We start from the raw sequence: 19,998 nt of genomic DNA, 5'->3' as shown, positions 1-19,998 counted from the left end.
GTCGATGCGGTTGTATATTGCCGAAAAACCGAGTCTGGCCCGCGCCATTGCGGACGTGCTGCCAAAGCCGCACCGTAAAGGCGATGGTTTTATCGAATGTGGCAATGGACAAGTGGTGACCTGGTGTATCGGTCACCTGCTTGAACAAGCGCAGCCCGACGCCTATGACAGCCGTTATGCGCGCTGGAGTTTAGCCGATCTTCCGATAGTGCCGGAAAAATGGCAGTTGCAGCCGCGTCCTTCCGTGACGAAACAGCTCAACGTTATCAAACGGTTCCTGCATGAAGCCAGCGAAGTGATTCACGCGGGAGACCCCGATCGCGAAGGGCAGTTGCTGGTGGATGAAGTGCTGGATTACCTGCAACTGGCCCCGGAAAAGCGCCATCAGGTGCAACGTTGTTTGATCAACGATCTCAACCCGCAGGCGGTCGAACGGGCGATTGAACGTCTGCGCTCCAATAGCGAATTTGTGCCGCTGTGCGTCTCGGCGCTGGCGCGTGCGCGGGCCGACTGGCTGTATGGCATCAACATGACCCGTGCGTATACCATCCTGGGGCGCAACGCCGGTTATCAGGGCGTTCTCTCGGTGGGGCGCGTACAGACGCCGGTTCTTGGGCTGGTGGTGCGCCGCGATGAAGAGATCGAAAATTTCGTCGCCAAAGATTTCTTTGAGGTGAAGGCGCATATTGTGACGCCGGCCGATGAGCGGTTCACCGCCCTCTGGCAACCCAGCGAAGCCTGTGAACCGTATCAGGACGAAGAAGGGCGTTTACTTCATCGCCCGCTGGCGGAACACGTGGTCAACCGTATCAACGGGCAGCCCGCGGTGGTCACCAGTTATAACGATAAACGGGAATCAGAATCAGCGCCGCTGCCGTTTTCACTCTCCGCCTTGCAGATTGAAGCCGCCAAACGCTTCGGGCTGAGCGCGCAGAATGTGCTCGATATTTGCCAGAAGCTGTATGAAACCCACAAGCTTATCACCTACCCACGTTCTGACTGTCGCTATCTGCCGGAAGAACATTTTGCCGGACGTCATGCGGTGCTGAACGCCATCAGCGTCCATGCGTCGGATCTGTTGCCGCAGCCTGCGGTCAATCCGGATACCCGTAATCGCTGCTGGGATGACAAAAAAGTTGATGCGCACCACGCCATCATTCCGACCGCGCGCAGCTCATCGATCTCGCTGAACGACAACGAAGCGAAGGTCTACAACCTGATTGCGCGCCAGTATCTGATGCAGTTCTGCCCGGATGCGGTGTTCCGCAAGTGCGTGATTGAGCTGGACATTGCGAAGGGCAAATTTATTGCCAAAGCCCGGTTCCTGGCGGAAGCGGGATGGCGCACGCTGCTGGGCAATAAAGAACGTGATGAAGAAAACGACGGTACACCGCTGCCGGTGGTCGCGAAAGACGATGAGCTTTTATGCGAGAAAGGTGAAGTAGTCGAGCGTCAGACACAACCGCCACGCCACTTTACGGATGCGACCTTGCTCTCGGCAATGACCGGTATCGCTCGCTTTGTGCAGGACAAAGATCTGAAAAAGATCCTGCGAGCAACCGACGGTCTTGGTACCGAGGCGACCCGTGCCGGTATCATTGAATTACTGTTTAAACGCGGTTTTCTGACCAAAAAAGGGCGCTACATTCACTCTACCGATGCCGGAAAAGCGTTGTTTCACTCGCTGCCGGAAATGGCGACCCGACCCGATATGACGGCGCACTGGGAGTCGATCCTGACCCAAATCAGTGAAAAACAGTGCCGTTATCAGGACTTTATGCAGCCATTGGTCGGAACGCTGTATCAGTTGATCGATCAGGCGAAGCGTACGCCGGTAAGGCGCTTTCGGGGAATTGTTGCCCCCGGCGGCGAGAAGAAAAAGTCCGCGCCGCGTAAACGTACGGCGAAAAAAAGCCCGCCATCAGCTGAGGCGGGCCTGTAACACTGTCCAGGCCGGATAAGGCAGTTATGTCGCCATCCGGCAATGTCTGATGGCGCTACGCTTATCAGACCGACAGAACGTTAAATCACGCCCTGCGCCAGCATCGCGTCGGCCACTTTGACGAAGCCCGCAATGTTTGCGCCACGAACGTAGTTGGTATGTTTATTTTCACCGCCGTACTCGACGCACGCGTGGTGAATATCCAGCATGATGTGGTGCAGACGTGCATCCACTTTTTCTGCCTTCCAGCTTAAACGCGCGGCGTTTTGCGCCATCTCCAGCCCGGAGGTCGCTACGCCGCCTGCGTTAGCCGCTTTGCCCGGCGCGAACAGTACGCCCGCTTCCAGGAACAGATCGGTCGCTTCGATGGTGGTCGGCATATTTGCGCCTTCCGCCACCGCTTTCACGCCATTGGCGATAAGCTGACGAGCGGCATCGACATCCAGCTCATTTTGCGTTGCGCATGGCAGGGCGATATCGACCGGAACTGCCCACGGCTGCTTGCCTTCCAGATAGGTCAGGCCAAATTCACGCGCGTAGTCGGCAACGCGACCATCGCGACTGTCTTTGATTGCGCACAGGCGCGCCAGTTTTTCTTTGGTAAAGCCGCTTTCGTCAACGACGGTACCGCTGGAGTCGGAGGCGGTGACCACGCGCGCGCCAAACTCCATCGCTTTTTCAATGGCAAATTGCGCCACGTTGCCAGATCCGGAAACCGCCACGCGCATCCCTTCAAACCCGAGACCGTGGCGTTTGAGCATCGCTTCGGTGAAGTAGACCAGACCATAACCGGTCGCTTCCGGGCGGATCAAGCTACCGCCGAACGAGAGACCTTTGCCCGTAAAAACACAGGCGCTATTGTTGGAGAGTTTGCGCATCATGCCAGCCATAAAGCCCACTTCACGCCCACCCACGCCGATATCACCGGCGGGTACATCGGTATCCGGCCCCAAATGACGATACAGTTCGGTCATCAGCGCCTGGCAGAAACGCATCACTTCGCCTTCACTTTTGCCTTTCGGGTCAAAATCGCTACCGCCTTTACCACCGCCCATCGGCAGCGTGGTCAGGGCGTTTTTAAAGGTTTGCTCAAAGCCGAGGAATTTCAGAATCGACAGGTTAACCGAAGGGTGGAAACGCATCCCGCCCTTATAAGGACCGATCGCTGCGTTAAACTGTACGCGCCAGGCCCGGTTGACCTGAACCTGATTGCGGTCGTCCAGCCAGACGACGCGAAACTGGATCACACGTTCCGGCTCAACCAGACGTTCCAGCAATGACATTTGGCGATAACGGGGATTCTGCTCAAGGAAGGGCCACAAGGTGGTCATGACTTCACGAACGGCCTGCGCGAACTCGGTTTGATTCGGGTCGCGCTTTTGAACATGGTTGAGAAACGACTCCAGAGAACATGTCTGATCCATAGATTTAAAAACCTCTTATATTTTAATGTGGTTGTAATTGTGTTTTATGTGAATAGGTGTTTGCAGATTTTGAATATAACATCAGCAATGTGACGCTAAGCAAGAAAAAAATCGTCGCGCTAAGCAAATTAATAACGAGGCGGGCGTCATTACCAAAAGCGATGGTCAGAGGGCTAAAGTTTCTGCCATTGACGACCGTTATAATGGAAGATGAGTTCAATTTAAAAGGAATGACTATGCGCCGTTTATTGATGGCCGCTGTTGCAGTGGCGCTTATGCCTTTTGCTGTACAGGCGAATGACCGTTATCGCCCGGATATCGACGTCAACGTGCCGCCGGAGGTCTTTAGCTCCAGCGGACAGCGCCCGCAGCCCTGCAATCAGTGCTGCATCTACCAGGACCAAAATTATTCAGAAGGGGCCGTCATCAAAGCCGACGGCGTGTTGTTGCAGTGTCAACGTGACGAGAAAACCCTCAGTACGAATCCGCTGGTCTGGCGTCGCGTAAAACCCTGAATGCCTCTAATAGCGGAATGTCTGCCGGGGCGAGCGGATAATTAAACGCGTCTTCAGGCGAACACCAGAGCAGACGCTGGTGTTCATGCGCGCGCAACGTACCGCTAAAGTCCGGCACATGCCAGGCATGCAAATGAATTAACCGACCAGACACTTCGCGCTGATGGCTGGCGATATACTGCCCAACCACCGCGTCGATCCCCAATTCTTCCCTGAGTTCGCGCGCCAGTGCCTGTGGCTGGCTTTCACCGGACTCGACTTTTCCACCCGCAAATTCCCACATTCCGGGCTGGTCAGCGTGTTCCGGGCGCTGAGCCAGTAAAATTTTGCCATCACGTTCAATGATAGCGGCAACGACGTCGAGAGATTTCATTATATTCAACACTGTCTGACGAGAGAAAATGCCATAATATCCGCAGTTTTACCTAATCTGAAGACCTTTACGCTTACGGGAGCGCTTGTGCTTGATCGCTATCTTCACCCTGGAATTAAACCCCTCCTGCATCGGTGCGCCAGCGTCCTGGATAAACCGGCGATTACGCCTGACGGACTGACGTTGCTTGGATTTGCTATCGGTGTCCTGGCATTGCCGTTTCTGGCATTAGGCTGGTATCTGGCCGCGCTGGTCGCTATTGTGTTGAACCGTTTTCTGGATGGTCTGGACGGCGCATTAGCCAGACGTCGGGGGCTGACGGATGCGGGCGGATTTCTCGACATCTCGCTCGATTTTCTCTTTTACGCGCTGGTTCCGTTTGGCTTTATTCTCGCTGCACCGGAGCAAAATGCGCTGGCCGGTGGCTGGCTGCTGTTTGCGTTTATCGGGACGGGCAGCAGCTTTTTGGCCTTTGCCGCGCTGGCGGCGAAACATCAGATTGATAATCCCGGTTACGCGCACAAGTCGTTTTACTATCTTGGTGGGTTGACGGAAGGGACGGAGACGATTCTGCTGTTTGTGTTGAGTTGCTTATTCCCGGCCTATTTTTCGTGGTTTGCGTGGATATTCGGCGTGTTGTGCTGGATGACGACCTTTACGCGGATTTGCAGTGGCTACCTGACGCTGAAATCGCTTCAGCGTGCCGGATAAGCCGTGTAGCCGGATGGCGCTACGCTCATCCGGCCTACACAACGTAGCGCCATCAGGCATTCACGATTTAGTTGCTGCTGTCCGGACCACGCTCGCCGCTGGCGACCGGATTTTTGGGGAAGCTGCTCCACTCGTACCAACCGCCGTCATAGACGGAGACGTTTTTCCAGCCCATCGCGCGGGCATAGATAAACGTTTCTGAAGCGCGCCAGCCGGTGCCGCAGTAGAAGGAAACCTGCTGATCCGGCAGGATATTCCACTGCTTCCACATGGCGGTGATATCCTCTGCGCTACGCATGGTGCCATCCGGATTGTGGAAGTCTTCCATGTGCGTAGAGTCGCTGCCAGCGTGGCCCCAACGCGCACCGGCAATCTCGCCTTTCGGTTTGATGTAATTGTACCCGCTGGTGGTGCCAATAAACTCAGGCCACGAGCGAATGCTGACCAGCGAAGCATCCTGGCGATGCAGCAGGGCGCGAGCCTGTTCCATATTCAGCATCAGCTGCGGTTGCGCCGGAATGGTCACGCCAAAATCAGGCTCCGCTTTCACCTTAGGCGGTGTGCCGCGTTCTACTGGCAGGCCTGAATCGGACCAGCTTTGCCAGCCGCCATCAAGCAGGCGAACATCCTTCACACCGGCATAGAGCATGATCTGCGCGACACGCGCTGCCGCGTAAACGTCGCGACCATACAGGACAACCGTCGTATCGTGGCGGATGCCATGTTTCGCCAGCATCGCTTTAAGCTGAGCATCGGACACTTTGTTCCACAGCGGCTCGCTTTCCACTTCGTTGGTATCGATGTAACCGGCACCAGGAATGTGGCTCATCAGGTAGAACTTCGGCGCGCCCCAGCCTGCTTCGAGGACTTTCCAGTCACCGGCCGGTTTTGCCGTCACGGACTTGTCTTGCTGAAGATCGTGCAACCACTGCGGGTAGACCAGTTGCTCAAAATGCGGCAGTCGCTGCAGGCGGGAAGGCTGTTGCAATGCGTCGCTGAGGGTGGAGATTTGGTGTAAACCGGCTTTTTGCAAACGCGATTTGACGGCCTGCATGTCGGTTTCATTACCGTAAAGTGCGACCGGGGTATCGGTTTTTAACTGATGCGTCTGGAGCCAGGCGGTGAGCTGCTCATCGTTCATTTTATCGAGCCAGCTCGCGGAGAGATTCAGCGCGGAGGGTTCGTGCCCTGAGGGGCCGTTGAGCGACTGTGGCCAGCCGTTGTAGAAAGCGCTTTGACGCGTATCAATGGCAGCGCCCTGTTTTTGTTGCAACTGGTGGAGGGTGAGCGCCTGCGACATTTCAGCAGCCTGCGAAGAAGCGCAAGCGAGCCCTAAAGCCAGTGCCAGCGCGGTCATTTGAGAAACACGTTTCATCGAATAGCCCGACATTGAAATAAGAGGGCGCTATTTTCTGCCTGCCGTGAGGCAAAAACTTTGCGTTAACGCAGTTTGTGCGCAAATTCACGCCCAGTCAGCCATTTGCAACACCACACCACCCGGTGGAATATCCTGCACATCATGGCTGACCTGCACCACGGGAATTCCCTGCTGGCGTATTTCAGCAAATACCCACTGGCGAAAGGCTTCGCGAAGTTCCGTATCCAGGCGGCTGAACGGCTCATCCAGCAATAGCGCCTGCGGTTGCGCCAGTAGCGCACGTAGCAGGGCAACACGCGCCCGCTGACCGCCGGACAACGAGGCCGGATCGCGGTGATAAAACCCCTCCAGCCCGGCACGTTCAAGGGCTTGCTGAACGGCGTCTTGCCGCGCTGAACCTTTCAACCTGGCGGGGATTGCCAGCAGCAGATTTTGCCCGACGCTGAAGTGATCGAACAACAAGGCATCCTGAAACAGAATACCGATTTGTCGCTCAGCGGTGGGCAAACCATCGATGCGTCGCGTATCAAGCCACAGTTCGCCACTGGCCTGAAAATGCGAAGACATTGCACCGACCATCCAGGAGAGTAGGGTCGATTTGCCACAGCCAGAGGGTCCCATTAAAGTGACAATGTCACCTTTATCGACAACAAAATTCATCTGTTTAAGCAGTGGCACTTGTCCCACATGCAGTGAGAGATGGCGAACAGCGAGCATTAGCGGAGTCCTTGTCGTGAATAGCCAATCCACTTTGAAATGAGCGCGGTCAGCGCGAAAACCAGCAGCGGGAGCAATAGCTGCCATAACGCCTGAGCCGCCAGGATTGCGTTGCTGCCGCCGCTACTGAGCGCGACCGCTTCGGTGGTGAGTGTAGGATAGCGACCGGCACCCAGCCAAAGTCCTGGCATATACTGGGCGATACTGACGGAGAATCCTACCGAAAAGGCCAGCAGTACCGGACGGACCACCAACGGACATTTTACGCAGCAGAATATCTTACCTTTTGTCCAGCCCAGCGTTTGCGCCACCAGTATCAGGCGTGGGTCGATGCGCTGCCAGGCCGGACGTAGCGCAAACAGCATCCAGGGGATAACCCACAGCAGATGCCCCCAGATAACGGTGGCGTACTGACCGTCCAGTTCCAGTCGCAGCGCGAGGGTATACTGCCCGGTCACCAGCGGTAGCGCTGGTAGAATGATCGGCAACCAGAGCCAGCGATGCCCGCGTGCGGGTCCCCATTCCAGCCATAAAAGAATCATGATGAGTCCGATGGCGCTGGCAGCCAGGCCCAGATACAGACTGTTGAGTAACGCCTCATGGTTGACGGACGCAGGGTGAGCGATAAGCGCCAGCAGCAGGGCGCACAGCACGCCCGTTACCGGCAGCATCACCGAAAGCGTTTTACCCGCTCGCGTTGATGAACGGCGGCGACGCACGCCGCTGAGCGCGGGGAGGGTGCGTTGCCAGCAGCGCCACAGCAGATAGCCTGTCAGCGCAAACGCGGCGAGCAGTCCCACCAGCAGCAAACTGGCCAGCGCACCTTTGATCTGTTGTTCGCTATCTCCCTGACTTAACCATTGCCAGCTTAACACCGCCAGCGTAGGTGGATTGCCTGGCCCGAGAATGATCGCCACGTCAACAACCGAGAGGGACCAGGCGACAACCGCCAGCATCACCGCCCCCAGTGCGGGAGCCACGGAAGGCAGCAGCAGCCAGTTCAGACACTGCAGGCGACTGTAGCCCAGTGTATCCAGCACGATAACCTGTTGGGAAAGGTGTTTTTCACTGAGCAGTGCCGCCAGGATCCACAGGATAAAGGCGCTCTCCTTCACCGCCAGGGTCACGCCAAGCCCGATACCATAGCGATCCAATAGCGGGGAGAAATAAGGGAATATCTGGTACAGCCACCCGCCTTCCGCAAACAACAGCAGCGCGCTGGTGGCAAAGGCCACGTGCGGAATCGCCAGCAGCCACGGCAGACGTGCGCACAGACGCAGCCACTTCGCACCTGGCCAGAGGGCGACAATCACCGTCAGAGCAATCGCCAGAGCGCCAACTGTGGCAATGGTCACCGAGGTCAGCGTCGCCAGCAGTGCCTGTGATAGCTGCGGGTCGGCAAACAGCGCCAGCCAGTGGTTGACGGACAGCGCGGGAATGATAAGCGCGAACGCGGCGGGAACCAACGGCGAATAGATCACCGCTATAGTGCACCAGAGCAGCGAAATTAACGCGTACCGTAGCGGCGTAGCCATTCTCGTTCCAGCGCGTTTACCCATGCAGCATGGGGTTCAGGCAGTACGGCGGGCAATCCTTCCGGGACTCGCGACTGCAGAACGTTACGTTGGGCATCCGGGAGCTTTTGCGGATCCAGCACCGAAGGGTCGCCCCAGAAGGCGGGGTCGGCTTTGCGTAACTGCGCCTCAGGGGAGAGCAGAAAATTAGCGACCACTTTCGCGCCTGCGCTGGCGCGGGCATTCGCCGGGATCGCGACGAAATGCACGTTGCCTACCATGCCCTGAGAAAAGCCAAAGCTGTAGGCAGTAGCGGGGAGTTCGCCGCCGGCGATTTTTTGCTGCGCATGGGCAGGATTAAAGGTCATGGAAAGGCGCAGCACACCGGCGTTGAGCAGGGCGTCGAGACGCGCAGGCGATGGCGGAAAATCAGCGCCTTTTCGCCACAGCCAGGGATGCAGTGCATCAAGATAGTGCCAGAGTGGCGCGGTAACCTCGGCAAACGTGGCGTTATCGGGGGCGATTTTCAGAGCATCAGGCTGGGAGGTAAGCGTAATCAGAAGCTGTTCCAGAAAGGCGGTGCCGGTAAAATCCGGTGGTCGCGGATAGGTCACGGTCCCGGGATGCGTTTTGGCAAACTCCAGCAGCGCCTGCGGGGTTTTGGGTGGTTCGGGCGTGGTCGCGCTGTTGGCAATAAAGGTGAGCTGCGCGCCGCCCCAGGGTGATTCTGCGCCTTCGGTGGGAATAGCGAAGTCCTCGTTCACCGGCTGTTGTGTGTCCACGAATCGCCAGTTTGGCAGCGTTTGCGCCCATCCGGTTTGCAGCAATCCGGCCTCTTTCAGCGTCCGGAAGTTTTCGCCATTCACCCACAGTAAATCCACCGAACCGCCTGTTTTACGCCCGGCGGCAGACTCCGTCTGGATGCGTTTAACGGCATCGGCGGCATCGGCCAGACGGACAATTTTGAGGTTGATTGCGTAATGGGTTTTCATTTCGCCGCTCACCCAGTCGAGATACTGATTGACGGCATTATCGCCGCCCCAGGCATTGAACCAGACGGTCTGACCTTTCGCCTCATCTTTGATCTGTTGCCAGTCGAGGGCATACGTGGTCTGGGAAAAGAGCGACAGGATCCCCAATAACCATACACAATGGCGCATATTTTCCCCTTATTCTTATGATTTCGCGTCTGATGATGGCCCGCCCGGGAGGCGACACAGTCCCTGCGCGGGAATGTCCATTGACGAGTTAAAACGCGCCGATAAATTTTGTAGGCCGATCAGCGCCGTCAGTTCCGTTAGCGCCTGTGCGTCAAAGTGGGCGGTCAGCGTGCTGCGCAGTGCGTCATCGACGGTAGGGGGAGTCATGGTGGCGGCTTCAGCATACTCGAGCGCCAGACGTTCCGACTCACTAAACAGCGGACATTGCCGCCAGTCGCTGACGGCCAACAGTTTGTCCGTACTGCCTGTGCGTTCCGCGATTTTCATGTTGGTGATATCGACACAAAATTCGCACAGGCACATTTGCGCAATGCGGGCGCTGACTAACGCGCGCAACACGGGGTCAAGCGGTGAGCGTTTGCGCTCCAGATAACCCACAAACATAGAAACCAGATAGAAGATAAAGGGAATACGCCCCCACCAGCGGATCGGGCTGAGTACTTCACCGTAATGGCGGCGGTGCAGCCACGCCTGGGGACGTAAAATCAACGGGATTTTGTTCAGAGGCGGCAACCCCATCAGGAACTCCTCTTTTGACGTTCGCTATAGAATTTTCGGGCAGCAAAGACAACCACCGTTAGCGCGAACAGAATAAACAGTCCGGTCACGAACCAGAATGTGCCACCGGTTAACAGGCTTCCTGCCCACGAATAGACGATGGTTGCCGGTAGCTGGCCCAGACCTGTTGCGATAAAAAAATGACGAAAACGGATCGACGTCAGACCGGCGGCGTAACTTATCGGATCGAAAGGGACAAAAGGCAGCAGACGACAGATCAGAATAGTATGTTTGCCGTAACGCGCAAAAAAACCGTCCATGCTATCCAGCACGGCTTTGCCGGTTAATTTCTCAACAACACTACGGCCCATCACCCTGGCGATGAAAAAACAGAGGGCGGCGCCCGCCATTGCGCTTGTCCAGGAGAGCAGGCCGCCCCAGAAGGCACCGAACAGCGACGCATTGGCAAAGGTGATGAGAAACGCCGGAAGCGGGGCGGCAATGGCCTGCAAGATCATCAAAATGAAAGAGACTACCGCCGCCTGGGCGCCGTACGATTGAATAAAACGTTCAATGCCCTGTTGGTCCACGGCGGCAAAGGCCGCAATACCGTGATTAATAAACGCATGAACGCCGGGAAGCAGCGCCCATGCTAACAGTGTGGCTGCCAACAGGATGATGATTCCGCAGCGGTAGTACCAGAGAATACGCGTTTTATTATCCATCATCCTTTACCTGTTAACTCAGTCAGCGACTTTGAATGTCACGGTAGCCAGCGTGCCGTCTGGCGGTAATATCGAGGCGTCACCTTTAAATTTCACTTCGCCGCGTTTTTCGACCGCACCATAGGTATAGGTGGCGTTGCTGACAATGCCGACAGGACAGCTATCCAGACACACCAGGCAACCGGTTTTCATCTCTTGTGCTGCCTGCAAATTACCGCCGAAGCGCATATCCAGAGTTTTGCCATTACTGTCATTGATAACGTCATTGAAGGAATATGATTTAGCCGCGCCTTGCCAGTTGACCGACATAGCCAGTTTACTCCCGGCGACATGGGTGGTCTCTTTATTCTCCATCGTCATATTATCACCCGGAGTGGCACCGGCTTGTTTCAACGCGTCATACAATGCTTTGGGATCGGCATAGCCGATAAACAGGGATTTATGACCATTGGAGCCGCCTTTATAGACAATACCGTGGCGGGTATCGTCGGTAAGAAATCGCCCGTTAATTTGCACCAGCAGGGTGACAGTGTGCGCCTGCGAATCAATGCGCAGCGGTTTACTCTCCGAAAGACCATCATATTCTGTCTTTTGTGTGGTCGCCGCCGCGTCGGTTTTTTGATCGCAGCCGCTAAGCCCTGCGACAGCCAACAGGCACAGTGCCGTGAATCCTTTTTTCCATGTTGTTGTGTGATGTTGCATCGCTCTATCCTTTCGTATTATTCGATGAGTAGGTCGGTGGGCTGTTCGGTGTATCGGAAGCATGCAGATCAACCCGTTTATGTCGGGCATATATTTTGGCAAGCTGAATTAAAATAAATAACGACAGACCTGCCAGACAGAGTTTCACAATAAAGAGCGTTGTAACCCCTTCGCTGGCGAGTTCACTGGCCATCAGGGTATATATCAACAGTCCGGGCAGGGTGGTGATGGCGGAAATAAACGTAAAAGGCCAGAATGAGATAGCCGTCAGGCCGTAAGCATAATTTTGAATGTTGTAGGGAAATAATGGAATCAAACGCGTAAGGATTAAAAAATCAGTACCGCTGCGGATGATACCTTTCTCAATCGCCTGAAATACGGGCGTGTGGCCGACGTATTTCAGCAGCAGATCTCTGCCCAACCAGCGGGCAAGCAGAAAAGATAATGAGGAGGCCAGGGTTGCCGCCACCAGGGAGAGCAGCGTTCCCCAAAGGGGACCAAATACCACACCGCCAACAATGACCAGCACGCTGCCGGGCATCAGGCAGAGCGTGGCAACAATAAATAACAGAATATACAGGATGTAACCAGGCGTGCCGCTTTGGCGAACGATTTCTTGCAGATGGGGTAAATTAACGACTAAATCAAAGAATCCGAATGAATGAATAGCGTAAACCACAATGCCAAATAACAGACAGGCGATCGGTAATTTACACTCGGCTTTCATCGCAGCGATTTCCTATATCAAGACTTGATAATAGAGAGTTTGGTAGGGAAACAAAAACGAGGATGACAGTATAATAAACGGCAGTAAGTAACAAATTCTTACTGCCATTTTGTTGATTTTACTCAATATATTTAACGTCCTACGCCACGTAGCCGCCAGGACGTTAGTATGCGTTATCCGCGAAAGGTGGCCCAGATTGGCGCGTGATCGGAGGGTTTTTCCATGCTGCGGATTTCATAGTCAATGCCCGTTTCTACGCAGCGTTCTGCCAGCGGATTGCTCGCTAACAGAAGGTCTATGCGCAGGCCACGGTTATCGTCAAAACCTTTCGAGCGGTAATCAAACCACGAGAATTTGTCGACAGTTTCTGGATTTGCCTGGCGGAAGGTGTCAACCAGACCCCAGTTCATCAGCCTTGCCATCCATTCGCGCTCTTCCGGCAGGAAGGAACACTTACCGGTGCGCAGCCAGCGTTTGCGGTTCTCTTCACCAATACCGATGTCCAAATCGGACGGGCTGATGTTCATATCGCCCATGATCAGCACGGGATTCTCTTGTTTTAGCTCTGTTTCCAGATAGTTTTGCAGGTTCTGGTAAAACTGCGCTTTTGCCGGGAATTTCAACGGGTGGTCGCGGCTTTCGCCCTGAGGGAAATAGCCGTTAATGACGGTGATATTTCCCAGTGGAGAGGGGATTTCCGCCATGATGAGCCGGCGTTGTGCTTCTTCATCGTCTTGCGGGAAACCGCGACGCACGGAAATCGGCGTCTCTTTGGTCAGCAGCGCTACGCCGTAATGGCCCTTTTGCCCATGATAGAAGACGTTGTAGCCCAGTTTTGCCACCTCTTCGAGAGGGAACATGTCATCGTGAACTTTTGTCTCCTGTAAGCCAATAACATCCGGTTGGTGTTTTTCGACAATGGCTGCCAGTTGATGAGGGCGGGCTCGCAGGCCGTTGATATTAAAAGAGACAAATTTCATAGTTGCTGCCACTTTGTAAGGTGAATAGTGCAAGGATGTTAGCAGAAATTAGGCTAACTGACTGCCACTTGTCGTGAGATTACGGCGATGAGTGTGAATGGTATTAACAATGGCGCAAAAAACGCACTGTTTTAGGGCGCGCTGCGTCAGAATGAGGCAGTCATTTCCGATAAATTTCGTATACGATCACAATTCCAGAATTATATTTGGCAACTGAATAATATTGCGTTTTTTCCTCTCCATACTCACCGGATACGCAAACATATTCACTTTTTATGCAATCAAAGTGAATATCGTTGGGTCGTAACCGGTTGATTTTCCGTTCTCATCTCCCGTTTATGCATTTTTAGCACTGGCTGGCACGAACTCTGCAATCTACATTTACAGCGCAAACACTCATATTTATTAACATAAAAGTAACTTTTAATTTACCCAAGAGGTCGCTATGTCTCTGTCAGTTACGCGTGAAAACTTTGATGAATGGATGATGCCCGTATACGCACCCGCACCTTTTATTCCGGTTCGTGGGGAGGGCTCGCGCTTGTGGGATCAGCAGGGTAAAGAGTATATCGACTTCGCGGCGGGGATCGCCGTTAACGCGCTGGGGCATGCGCATCCGGCATTGCGTGAGGCATTAAACGAACAGGCGGCAAAATTCTGGCATACCGGGAATGGCTACACCAATGAACCGGTGCTGAGACTGGCAAAACAGTTGATTGATGCCACCTTTGCCGAACGTGTTTTCTTCTGTAACTCAGGGGCTGAAGCGAACGAAGCGGCGTTAAAACTGGCGCGCAAGTACGCCCATGACCATTTTGGCAGCCATAAAAGTGGGATCGTCGCGTTCAAGAATGCGTTCCACGGGCGGACGCTGTTCACTGTCACTGCAGGCGGACAGCCGGCCTACTCGCAGGATTTTGCACCGCTGCCGCCGGATATTCGTCACGCCGTGTATAACGACCTCAACTCGGCAAGCGAACTGATCGACGACACCACCTGCGCCGTGATTGTCGAGCCGATGCAGGGGGAAGGCGGTGTGCTGCCTGCGACAAAAGAATTTTTGCAGGGGCTTCGCGAACTGTGCGAGCGCCACAATGCATTGCTGATTTTTGATGAAGTGCAAACCGGTGTGGGCCGTACGGGCGAACTCTATGCCTATATGCATTACGGCGTGACGCCGGATCTGCTGACCACCGCGAAAGCGCTGGGCGGTGGTTTTCCCATCGGTGCGCTGTTGACCACAAAACGGTGTGCCAGCGTGATGACGGTGGGTACCCACGGCACCACCTACGGCGGTAATCCGCTGGCGTCGGCGGTGGCCGGAAAATTACTGGAAATCGTCAATACTCCGGAGATGCTCAATGGCGTCAAACAGCGTCACGACTGGTTCGTTGAACGACTGAATGCCATCAACGCCCGTTTTGGGTTGTTCAGTGAAATCCGGGGGTTGGGGTTGCTGATCGGTTGTGTGCTGACGGCCGAATATGCCGGGAAAGCTAAACTGATCTCCCAGGAAGCGGCACAAGCCGGTGTCATGGTGCTGATTGCAGGTGGCAACGTGGTGCGTTTCGCCCCTGCGCTAAACGTCAGCGCAGAAGAAGTCTCTACCGGGTTGGATCGCTTCTCCCTGGCCTGCGAACGCATTAAAGCAGGGGGTTCATCATGATGGTGATCCGTCCCGTCGAACAAGCGGACATTACCGCGCTGATGAAGCTTGCCGCGAAAACCGGCGGCGGGCTGACCTCGTTACCGGCGAATGAAGAAACGCTGATTGCGCGAATCGATCGCGCGATAAAGACCTGGCAGGGTGAATTGCCAAAAAGCGAGCAGGGCTACGTGTTTGTGCTGGAAGAGAGTGAAACCGGCGCGGTGGCGGGCATTTGCGCCATTGAAGTGGCGGTGGGGCTGAATGACCCCTGGTATAACTACCGGGTCGGGACGCTGGTACACGCGTCGAAAGAGTTGAATGTTTACAACGCATTGCCGACGCTTTTCCTCAGCAATGACCATACTGGTAGCAGCGAACTGTGTACGCTGTTTCTTGACCCGGAGTGGCGCAAAGAGGGGAATGGGTATCTGCTCTCGAAATCGCGATTTATGTTCATGGCGGCATTTCGCGACAAGTTCAACGAGAAAGTGGTCGCTGAAATGCGCGGCGTGATCGACGAGCACGGTTATTCCCCGTTCTGGCAAAGCCTTGGGAAACGCTTTTTTTCGATGGAGTTTAGCCGGGCCGATTTTCTGTGCGGTACGGGGCAGAAAGCGTTTATTGCCGAACTGATGCCCAAGCATCCTATTTATACGCACTTTCTTTCGGACGAGGCGCAGGCGGTGATCGGCGAGGTGCATCCGCAGACCGCGCCCGCTCGCGCGGTGCTCGAGAAAGAAGGTTTCCGCTACCGGAACTATATCGATATTTTTGACGGTGGCCCGACGCTGGAATGCGATATCGATCGCGTGCGCGCGATCCGCAAAAGCCGACTGGTGGAGGTTGTTGAAGGACAGCCTGCGCAGGGTGAGTTTCCTGCCTGCCTGGTCGCCAATGAAAACTACCACCATTTTCGCGCCACCTTGATACGTACCGACCCTGACACACAGCGTCTGGTGCTGACTGCAGCGCAATTAGATGCGCTGAAATGCCACGCGGGAGATAAGGTTCGTCTGGTGCGCCTGTGCGCTGAGGAGAAAACGGTATGACGCTATGGATTAACGGCGACTGGATAACCGGTCAGGGAGAACATCGCATTAAAACCAACCCGGTGACCGGAGATGTCCTCTGGCAGGGTAATGATGCCGATGCGACGCAGGTTTTACAGGCGAACCGCGCGGCGCGGGCGGCGTTCCCCGGCTGGGCGAAACGCGCGTTCAATGAGCGACAGGCGGTGGTGGAGAAATTTGCCGCGTTACTGGAGAGCAATAAAGCGGAGCTCACGACCATTATTGCCCGCGAAACCGGTAAGCCCCGCTGGGAGGCGGTGACGGAAGTGACGGCAATGATCAATAAAATTGCCATTTCAGTGAAGGCCTACCACACCCGCACCGGAGAACAGCACAGTGAACTGCCGGATGGCGCGGCGACGTTGCGCCATCGTCCGCATGGCGTTCTGGCGGTGTTTGGCCCGTACAACTTTCCCGGACATTTGCCGAACGGTCACATCGTTCCGGCGCTGCTGGCGGGGAATACGCTGATTTTTAAACCCAGCGAGTTAACGCCGTGGACGGGCGAAGCCGTCATGCGCCTGTGGGAGCAGGCCGGTTTGCCGCCAGGCGTGCTGAATATGCTGCAGGGTGGGCGCGAAACCGGGCAGGCGCTGAGCGCGCTGGACGACATTGATGGACTGCTTTTCACCGGTAGCGCGAACACCGGTTATCAACTGCACCGCCAACTCTCCGGCCAGCCGGAAAAAATCCTCGCGCTGGAAATGGGCGGCAACAATCCGCTGATCGTTGAAGAACCTTTGGATATTGACGCGGCAGTGCATCTGACCATTCAGTCGGCTTTTGTCACTGCCGGGCAGCGTTGTACCTGCGCGCGTCGCCTGTTGGTGAAAAAAGGGGAGTTGGGCGATGCGTTCCTGGCGCGTCTGGTGGAGGTCAGCCAACGGCTGACGCCAGGGGGATGGGACGACGAACCCCAGCCCTTTATGGGAGGATTGATCTCAGGCCAGGCGGCGCGTCACGTGTATGACGCGTGGCAAAAACTTGAATCGCTGGGCGGGAAGACGCTGCTGGCACCGCGCGTGCTGAAAGAGGGGGCATCGTTGCTCTCACCTGGCATTATCGAAATGACCGGCGTGGCGAACGTGCCGGATGAAGAGGTGTTTGGCCCGCTGCTTGGGGTCTGGCGTTATGACGATTTTGACGAGGCGATTCGGCTGGCGAATAACACCCGCTTTGGATTGTCGTGCGGTCTGGTCTCGCCGGACCGTGAACAGTTTGAGCAACTGTTGCTTGAGGCGCGGGCCGGGATCGTCAACTGGAATAAGCCGCTGACCGGGGCCGCCAGTACGGCACCGTTTGGCGGTGTTGGCGCATCGGGCAACCACCGGGCGAGCGCCTGGTATGCAGCAGATTATTGTGCGTGGCCGATGGCGAGTCTTGAATCACCGGCATTAACCTTACCCACGTCGCTCAGCCCCGGACTCGATTTTTCTCATGAGGAGCCGGTATGAAAGCGCATGAAGTCAATTTCGATGGGCTGGTCGGTCTGACGCACCATTATGCCGGATTGTCATTCGGCAATGAGGCGTCGACCCGTCATCGTTTTCAGGTGTCGAACCCGCGGCTGGCGGCGAAGCAGGGGCTCTTAAAGATGAAGGCGCTGGCGGACGCCGGATTTGTGCAGGCGGTGATCCCGCCGCATGAGCGTCCGTATCTTCCCGTACTCCGTCAGTTGGGTTTTACCGGCAGTGACGAGCAGGTGCTTGAAAAAGTGGCGCGCCAGGCGCCGCAATGGCTCTCCAGCGCCAGTTCGGCTTCACCGATGTGGGTGGCGAATGCGGCGACAGTATGCCCTTCGGCAGATGCGCTGGATGGCAAAGTGCACTTCACCGTCGCCAATCTGAACAACAAATTCCATCGTTCTCTGGAAGCATCGACCACCGAGCCATTATTACGGGCAATATTCCGTGATGAGCAGTTTTTTTCCGTTCACAACGCGCTGCCACAGGTCGCGCTGCTGGGCGATGAAGGGGCTGCAAACCATAACCGACTGGGGGGCGATTACGGCGAGCCTGGCGTGCAACTGTTTGTTTATGGCTGTGAAGGGGGGAACACTTTACGGCCGACTCGCTATCCGGCACGACAAACGCGTGAGGCCAGCGACGCCGTGGCGCGACTGAATCAGGTGAATCCCCGCCAGGCTATTTTCGCCCAACAGAATCCGGACGTGATCGACCTTGGCGTTTTCCATAACGATGTGATTGCGGTGTCTAACCGGCAGGTGCTGTTTTGCCATCAGCAGGCGTTCGTGAACCAGGACGAGCTAATGAACCGGCTGCGCTCATGCGTGCCCGACTTTACGCCGATAGAGGTCGCGTCGTCTGACGTCACGGTACAGGATGCGGTTGCCACCTATCTGTTCAACAGTCAGTTGTTAAGTCGTGAAGACGGCAGCATGATGCTGATTTTACCGCAGGAATGTCGTGACCATGCGGGGGTATGGCGTTACCTGAATGGACTGCTTGACGCTGACAACCCGATAAGCGATCTCCGAGTCTTTGATTTACGTGAAAGTATGTCGAATGGCGGGGGGCCAGCCTGTTTACGTTTGCGCGTGGTATTAACGCCAGAGGAACAACGGGCGGTGAATCCGTCGGTGATGATGAACGATACGCTCTTTACGGTGCTGAATCAGTGGGTGGATCGCTACTATCGCGACCGCCTGACCGCCGCAGATCTCGCCGATCCGCAGTTGCTGCGTGAAGGTCGGGAAGCGCTGGATGCGCTGACACAGTTGCTTAACCTGGGGTCGGTCTACCCCTTCCAGCAATCAGGGGCAAATAATGGATAACTTTCTTGCGCTGACGCTGGCGGGAAAACCGCCGGATATCCGGGAGGGGGAAGCCCCCGGTTTTCGCTGGCGGTGGTTAGGTCACGGATTGCTGGAGCTCACGCCAGAAACGCCTGTGGATCGCGCGCTGGTGCTTTCTGCGGGGATTCATGGCAACGAAACGGCGCCGGTGGAGATGCTGGATGCGCTGCTTTCAGCGCTCATTCAGGGGCGACAGACGCTGCGTTGGCGACTGCTGGTCGTGCTGGGGAATCCGCTGGCGCTCTCGACAGGGAAACGGTATTGCCACAGCGACATGAACCGGATGTTTGGCGGGCGATGGCAGGTGTTTGCGGAGAGTGAAGAAACGGAGCGTACCCGCGAGCTGGAGCAGTGTCTGGAGAATTTTTTCGCGGGTGGCAGTGAACGGTTACGCTGGCATCTCGATCTGCATACCGCGATTCGCGGCTCGTATCACGTCCGGTTTGGCGTATTGCCTCAGCGTCCGATTCCCTGGGAGGAGACATTTCTTAGCTGGCTTGGCGCGGCGGGTCTGGAGGCGTTGGTGTTCCATCAGGCTCCGGGAGGCACGTTTACGCATTTTAGTTGTGAGCATTTTGGCGCGCTGTCCTGCACGCTGGAACTCGGTAAGGCGCTGCCGTTTGGCCACAATGATCTCACGTTGTTTGCGCCCACCGCACATGCGTTAGCGTCGTTGCTTGCCGGCAATCTCGCTATCGCAGGGGATTTGTCTCCAGTACGCTATCGCGTGGTGTCGCAAATTACCCGTCGCAGCGACGCTTTTGTTCTGCATATGGATAACCAGACGCTGAACTTTACGCCCTTTAAAGAAGGGACGTTACTGGCACAGGATGGCGAAGATCGGGTGATCGCCACCCATGATATTGAATATGTTCTCTTTCCCAATCCCAATGTGGCATTTGGTTTACGCGCCGGATTAATGCTGGAAAAACTGCGTTAGCGATATTTACCCTCGGGTGTTCGCCTGAGGGAATTATACGCATCAGACAGTCGGTCGCATGATTACGGATTATTCCTGGATAACTGCTTTATTAATCAC

19 protein-coding genes are annotated in these 19,998 nt (G+C 55.6%); 8 read left to right on the top strand and 11 right to left on the bottom strand.

The features are described from left to right. Positions 1 to 4 precede the first annotated feature (4 nt). The gene (gene topB / locus AC07UY_RS07475) at positions 5 to 1,942 is read left to right on the top strand and encodes a DNA topoisomerase III (RefSeq protein WP_494700979.1); all 1,938 of its coding nucleotides are present in this window, start codon (positions 5 to 7) and stop codon (positions 1,940 to 1,942) included. An 80-nt stretch (positions 1,943 to 2,022) separates the two neighbouring features. On the opposite strand, the gene gdhA is transcribed toward topB, so the two are convergent. Then, the gene (gdhA, locus tag AC07UY_RS07470; protein ID WP_192612006.1) at positions 2,023 to 3,366 is read right to left on the bottom strand and encodes an NADP-specific glutamate dehydrogenase; all 1,344 of its coding nucleotides are present in this window, start codon (positions 3,364 to 3,366) and stop codon (positions 2,023 to 2,025) included. 236 nt (positions 3,367 to 3,602) lie between these two features. Here gdhA and AC07UY_RS07465 point away from each other — a divergent pair, with 236 nt between their 5' ends. Continuing rightward, positions 3,603 to 3,881 carry a YnjH family protein gene (locus AC07UY_RS07465; protein ID WP_192612007.1) on the top strand — a complete coding sequence of 93 codons (279 nt, stop codon included), beginning with the start codon at positions 3,603 to 3,605 and terminating at the stop codon, positions 3,879 to 3,881. On the opposite strand, the gene AC07UY_RS07460 is transcribed toward AC07UY_RS07465, so the two are convergent. Next, positions 3,841 to 4,254: a pyrimidine (deoxy)nucleoside triphosphate diphosphatase gene (locus AC07UY_RS07460; RefSeq protein WP_494700978.1), complete on the bottom strand. Its 414-nt coding sequence runs from the start codon at positions 4,252 to 4,254 to the stop codon at positions 3,841 to 3,843. The two genes, AC07UY_RS07465 and AC07UY_RS07460, sit on opposite strands and share 41 nt — an antisense overlap. An 87-nt stretch (positions 4,255 to 4,341) precedes the next feature. On the opposite strand from AC07UY_RS07460, the gene AC07UY_RS07455 reads away from it, so the two are divergent. Continuing rightward, a complete protein-coding gene (locus tag AC07UY_RS07455; protein ID WP_494700977.1) occupies positions 4,342 to 4,965 on the top strand; it encodes a CDP-alcohol phosphatidyltransferase family protein in 624 nt (207 codons plus the stop codon). A 67-nt stretch (positions 4,966 to 5,032) separates the two neighbouring features. Here AC07UY_RS07455 and AC07UY_RS07450 read toward each other — a convergent pair whose 3' ends face one another. From AC07UY_RS07450 to xthA, 9 genes are all read right to left on the bottom strand, one after another. After that, positions 5,033 to 6,340, bottom strand: coding sequence for a rhodanese-like domain-containing protein (locus AC07UY_RS07450; RefSeq protein ID WP_494700976.1), 1,308 nt, complete (start codon positions 6,338 to 6,340; stop codon positions 5,033 to 5,035). 87 nt (positions 6,341 to 6,427) lie between these two features. Then, positions 6,428 to 7,060, bottom strand: coding sequence for an ATP-binding cassette domain-containing protein (locus AC07UY_RS07445; protein WP_494700975.1), 633 nt, complete (start codon positions 7,058 to 7,060; stop codon positions 6,428 to 6,430). Continuing rightward, positions 7,060 to 8,595 carry an ABC transporter permease family protein gene (locus tag AC07UY_RS07440; RefSeq protein ID WP_494700974.1) on the bottom strand — a complete coding sequence of 512 codons (1,536 nt, stop codon included), beginning with the start codon at positions 8,593 to 8,595 and terminating at the stop codon, positions 7,060 to 7,062. The genes AC07UY_RS07445 and AC07UY_RS07440 overlap by 1 nt, the downstream gene beginning before the upstream one ends. After that, complete coding sequence (locus tag AC07UY_RS07435; RefSeq protein WP_494659863.1) at positions 8,568 to 9,734, bottom strand: ABC transporter substrate-binding protein; 1,167 nt, start codon at positions 9,732 to 9,734, stop codon at positions 8,568 to 8,570. The genes AC07UY_RS07440 and AC07UY_RS07435 overlap by 28 nt, the downstream gene beginning before the upstream one ends. 15 nt (positions 9,735 to 9,749) lie before the next feature. After that, complete coding sequence (locus tag AC07UY_RS07430; protein WP_494659862.1) at positions 9,750 to 10,313, bottom strand: carboxymuconolactone decarboxylase family protein; 564 nt, start codon at positions 10,311 to 10,313, stop codon at positions 9,750 to 9,752. Then, a complete protein-coding gene (locus AC07UY_RS07425; RefSeq protein WP_494659861.1) occupies positions 10,313 to 11,020 on the bottom strand; it encodes a TVP38/TMEM64 family protein in 708 nt (235 codons plus the stop codon). The genes AC07UY_RS07430 and AC07UY_RS07425 overlap by 1 nt, the downstream gene beginning before the upstream one ends. Before the next feature lie 15 nt (positions 11,021 to 11,035). Beyond that, complete coding sequence (locus tag AC07UY_RS07420; protein ID WP_494659860.1) at positions 11,036 to 11,719, bottom strand: YdjY domain-containing protein; 684 nt, start codon at positions 11,717 to 11,719, stop codon at positions 11,036 to 11,038. A gap of 4 nt (positions 11,720 to 11,723) precedes the next feature. Beyond that, positions 11,724 to 12,446 (bottom strand): TVP38/TMEM64 family protein, encoded by a 723-nt coding sequence (locus tag AC07UY_RS07415; protein WP_494659859.1) that lies wholly within the window; start codon positions 12,444 to 12,446, stop codon positions 11,724 to 11,726. A 173-nt stretch (positions 12,447 to 12,619) separates the two neighbouring features. After that, positions 12,620 to 13,426, bottom strand: coding sequence for an exodeoxyribonuclease III (gene xthA, locus AC07UY_RS07410; RefSeq protein WP_203358028.1), 807 nt, complete (start codon positions 13,424 to 13,426; stop codon positions 12,620 to 12,622). A gap of 445 nt (positions 13,427 to 13,871) precedes the next feature. On the opposite strand from xthA, the gene astC reads away from it, so the two are divergent. The 5 genes from astC to astE are packed head-to-tail and all read left to right on the top strand — an operon-like array spanning position 13,872 to position 19,899. Next, on the top strand, positions 13,872 to 15,092 hold the full coding sequence (gene astC, locus AC07UY_RS07405; RefSeq protein WP_494700973.1) for a succinylornithine/acetylornithine transaminase: 1,221 nt from the start codon (positions 13,872 to 13,874) through the stop codon (positions 15,090 to 15,092). Beyond that, a complete protein-coding gene (gene astA / locus AC07UY_RS07400) occupies positions 15,089 to 16,123 on the top strand; it encodes an arginine N-succinyltransferase (protein ID WP_494659857.1) in 1,035 nt (344 codons plus the stop codon). Before astC ends, astA begins: the two co-directional genes overlap by 4 nt. After that, positions 16,120 to 17,598, top strand: a complete 1,479-nt coding sequence (gene astD, locus AC07UY_RS07395) for a succinylglutamate-semialdehyde dehydrogenase (RefSeq protein ID WP_494700972.1) — start codon at positions 16,120 to 16,122, stop codon at positions 17,596 to 17,598. The genes astA and astD overlap by 4 nt, the downstream gene beginning before the upstream one ends. Next, a complete protein-coding gene (gene astB, locus AC07UY_RS07390) occupies positions 17,595 to 18,938 on the top strand; it encodes an N-succinylarginine dihydrolase (RefSeq protein ID WP_494700971.1) in 1,344 nt (447 codons plus the stop codon). Before astD ends, astB begins: the two co-directional genes overlap by 4 nt. After that, a complete protein-coding gene (gene astE, locus AC07UY_RS07385; protein ID WP_494659854.1) occupies positions 18,931 to 19,899 on the top strand; it encodes a succinylglutamate desuccinylase in 969 nt (322 codons plus the stop codon). Before astB ends, astE begins: the two co-directional genes overlap by 8 nt. Positions 19,900 to 19,998: the final 99 nt, after the last annotated feature.

The organism is Citrobacter sp. GW821-FHT02E08 (assembly GCF_059421685.1).
Note: the sequence above shows the minus strand (reverse complement) of the source record. Positions and strands in the feature narration are given on the sequence as shown.

What these genes read in the sequence shown, in the direction of transcription:
- astA (WP_494659857.1), top strand. Translation starts at nt 15,089, where the DNA reads ATGATGGTGATCCGTCCCGTCGAACAAGCGGACATTACCGCGCTGATG.
- AC07UY_RS07415 (WP_494659859.1), bottom strand. Translation starts at nt 12,446, where the DNA reads ATGAAAGCCGAGTGTAAATTACCGATCGCCTGTCTGTTATTTGGCATT.
- gdhA (WP_192612006.1), bottom strand. Translation starts at nt 3,366, where the DNA reads ATGGATCAGACATGTTCTCTGGAGTCGTTTCTCAACCATGTTCAAAAG.
- xthA (WP_203358028.1), bottom strand. Translation starts at nt 13,426, where the DNA reads ATGAAATTTGTCTCTTTTAATATCAACGGCCTGCGAGCCCGCCCTCAT.
- AC07UY_RS07425 (WP_494659861.1), bottom strand. Translation starts at nt 11,020, where the DNA reads ATGATGGATAATAAAACGCGTATTCTCTGGTACTACCGCTGCGGAATC.
- AC07UY_RS07430 (WP_494659862.1), bottom strand. Translation starts at nt 10,313, where the DNA reads ATGGGGTTGCCGCCTCTGAACAAAATCCCGTTGATTTTACGTCCCCAG.
- astE (WP_494659854.1), top strand. Translation starts at nt 18,931, where the DNA reads ATGGATAACTTTCTTGCGCTGACGCTGGCGGGAAAACCGCCGGATATC.
- AC07UY_RS07445 (WP_494700975.1), bottom strand. Translation starts at nt 7,060, where the DNA reads ATGCTCGCTGTTCGCCATCTCTCACTGCATGTGGGACAAGTGCCACTG.
- AC07UY_RS07440 (WP_494700974.1), bottom strand. Translation starts at nt 8,595, where the DNA reads ATGGCTACGCCGCTACGGTACGCGTTAATTTCGCTGCTCTGGTGCACT.
- AC07UY_RS07460 (WP_494700978.1), bottom strand. Translation starts at nt 4,254, where the DNA reads ATGAAATCTCTCGACGTCGTTGCCGCTATCATTGAACGTGATGGCAAA.
- topB (WP_494700979.1), top strand. Translation starts at nt 5, where the DNA reads ATGCGGTTGTATATTGCCGAAAAACCGAGTCTGGCCCGCGCCATTGCG.
- AC07UY_RS07450 (WP_494700976.1), bottom strand. Translation starts at nt 6,340, where the DNA reads ATGAAACGTGTTTCTCAAATGACCGCGCTGGCACTGGCTTTAGGGCTC.
- astB (WP_494700971.1), top strand. Translation starts at nt 17,595, where the DNA reads ATGAAAGCGCATGAAGTCAATTTCGATGGGCTGGTCGGTCTGACGCAC.
- astD (WP_494700972.1), top strand. Translation starts at nt 16,120, where the DNA reads ATGACGCTATGGATTAACGGCGACTGGATAACCGGTCAGGGAGAACAT.
- AC07UY_RS07420 (WP_494659860.1), bottom strand. Translation starts at nt 11,719, where the DNA reads ATGCAACATCACACAACAACATGGAAAAAAGGATTCACGGCACTGTGC.
- AC07UY_RS07465 (WP_192612007.1), top strand. Translation starts at nt 3,603, where the DNA reads ATGCGCCGTTTATTGATGGCCGCTGTTGCAGTGGCGCTTATGCCTTTT.
- AC07UY_RS07435 (WP_494659863.1), bottom strand. Translation starts at nt 9,734, where the DNA reads ATGCGCCATTGTGTATGGTTATTGGGGATCCTGTCGCTCTTTTCCCAG.
- astC (WP_494700973.1), top strand. Translation starts at nt 13,872, where the DNA reads ATGTCTCTGTCAGTTACGCGTGAAAACTTTGATGAATGGATGATGCCC.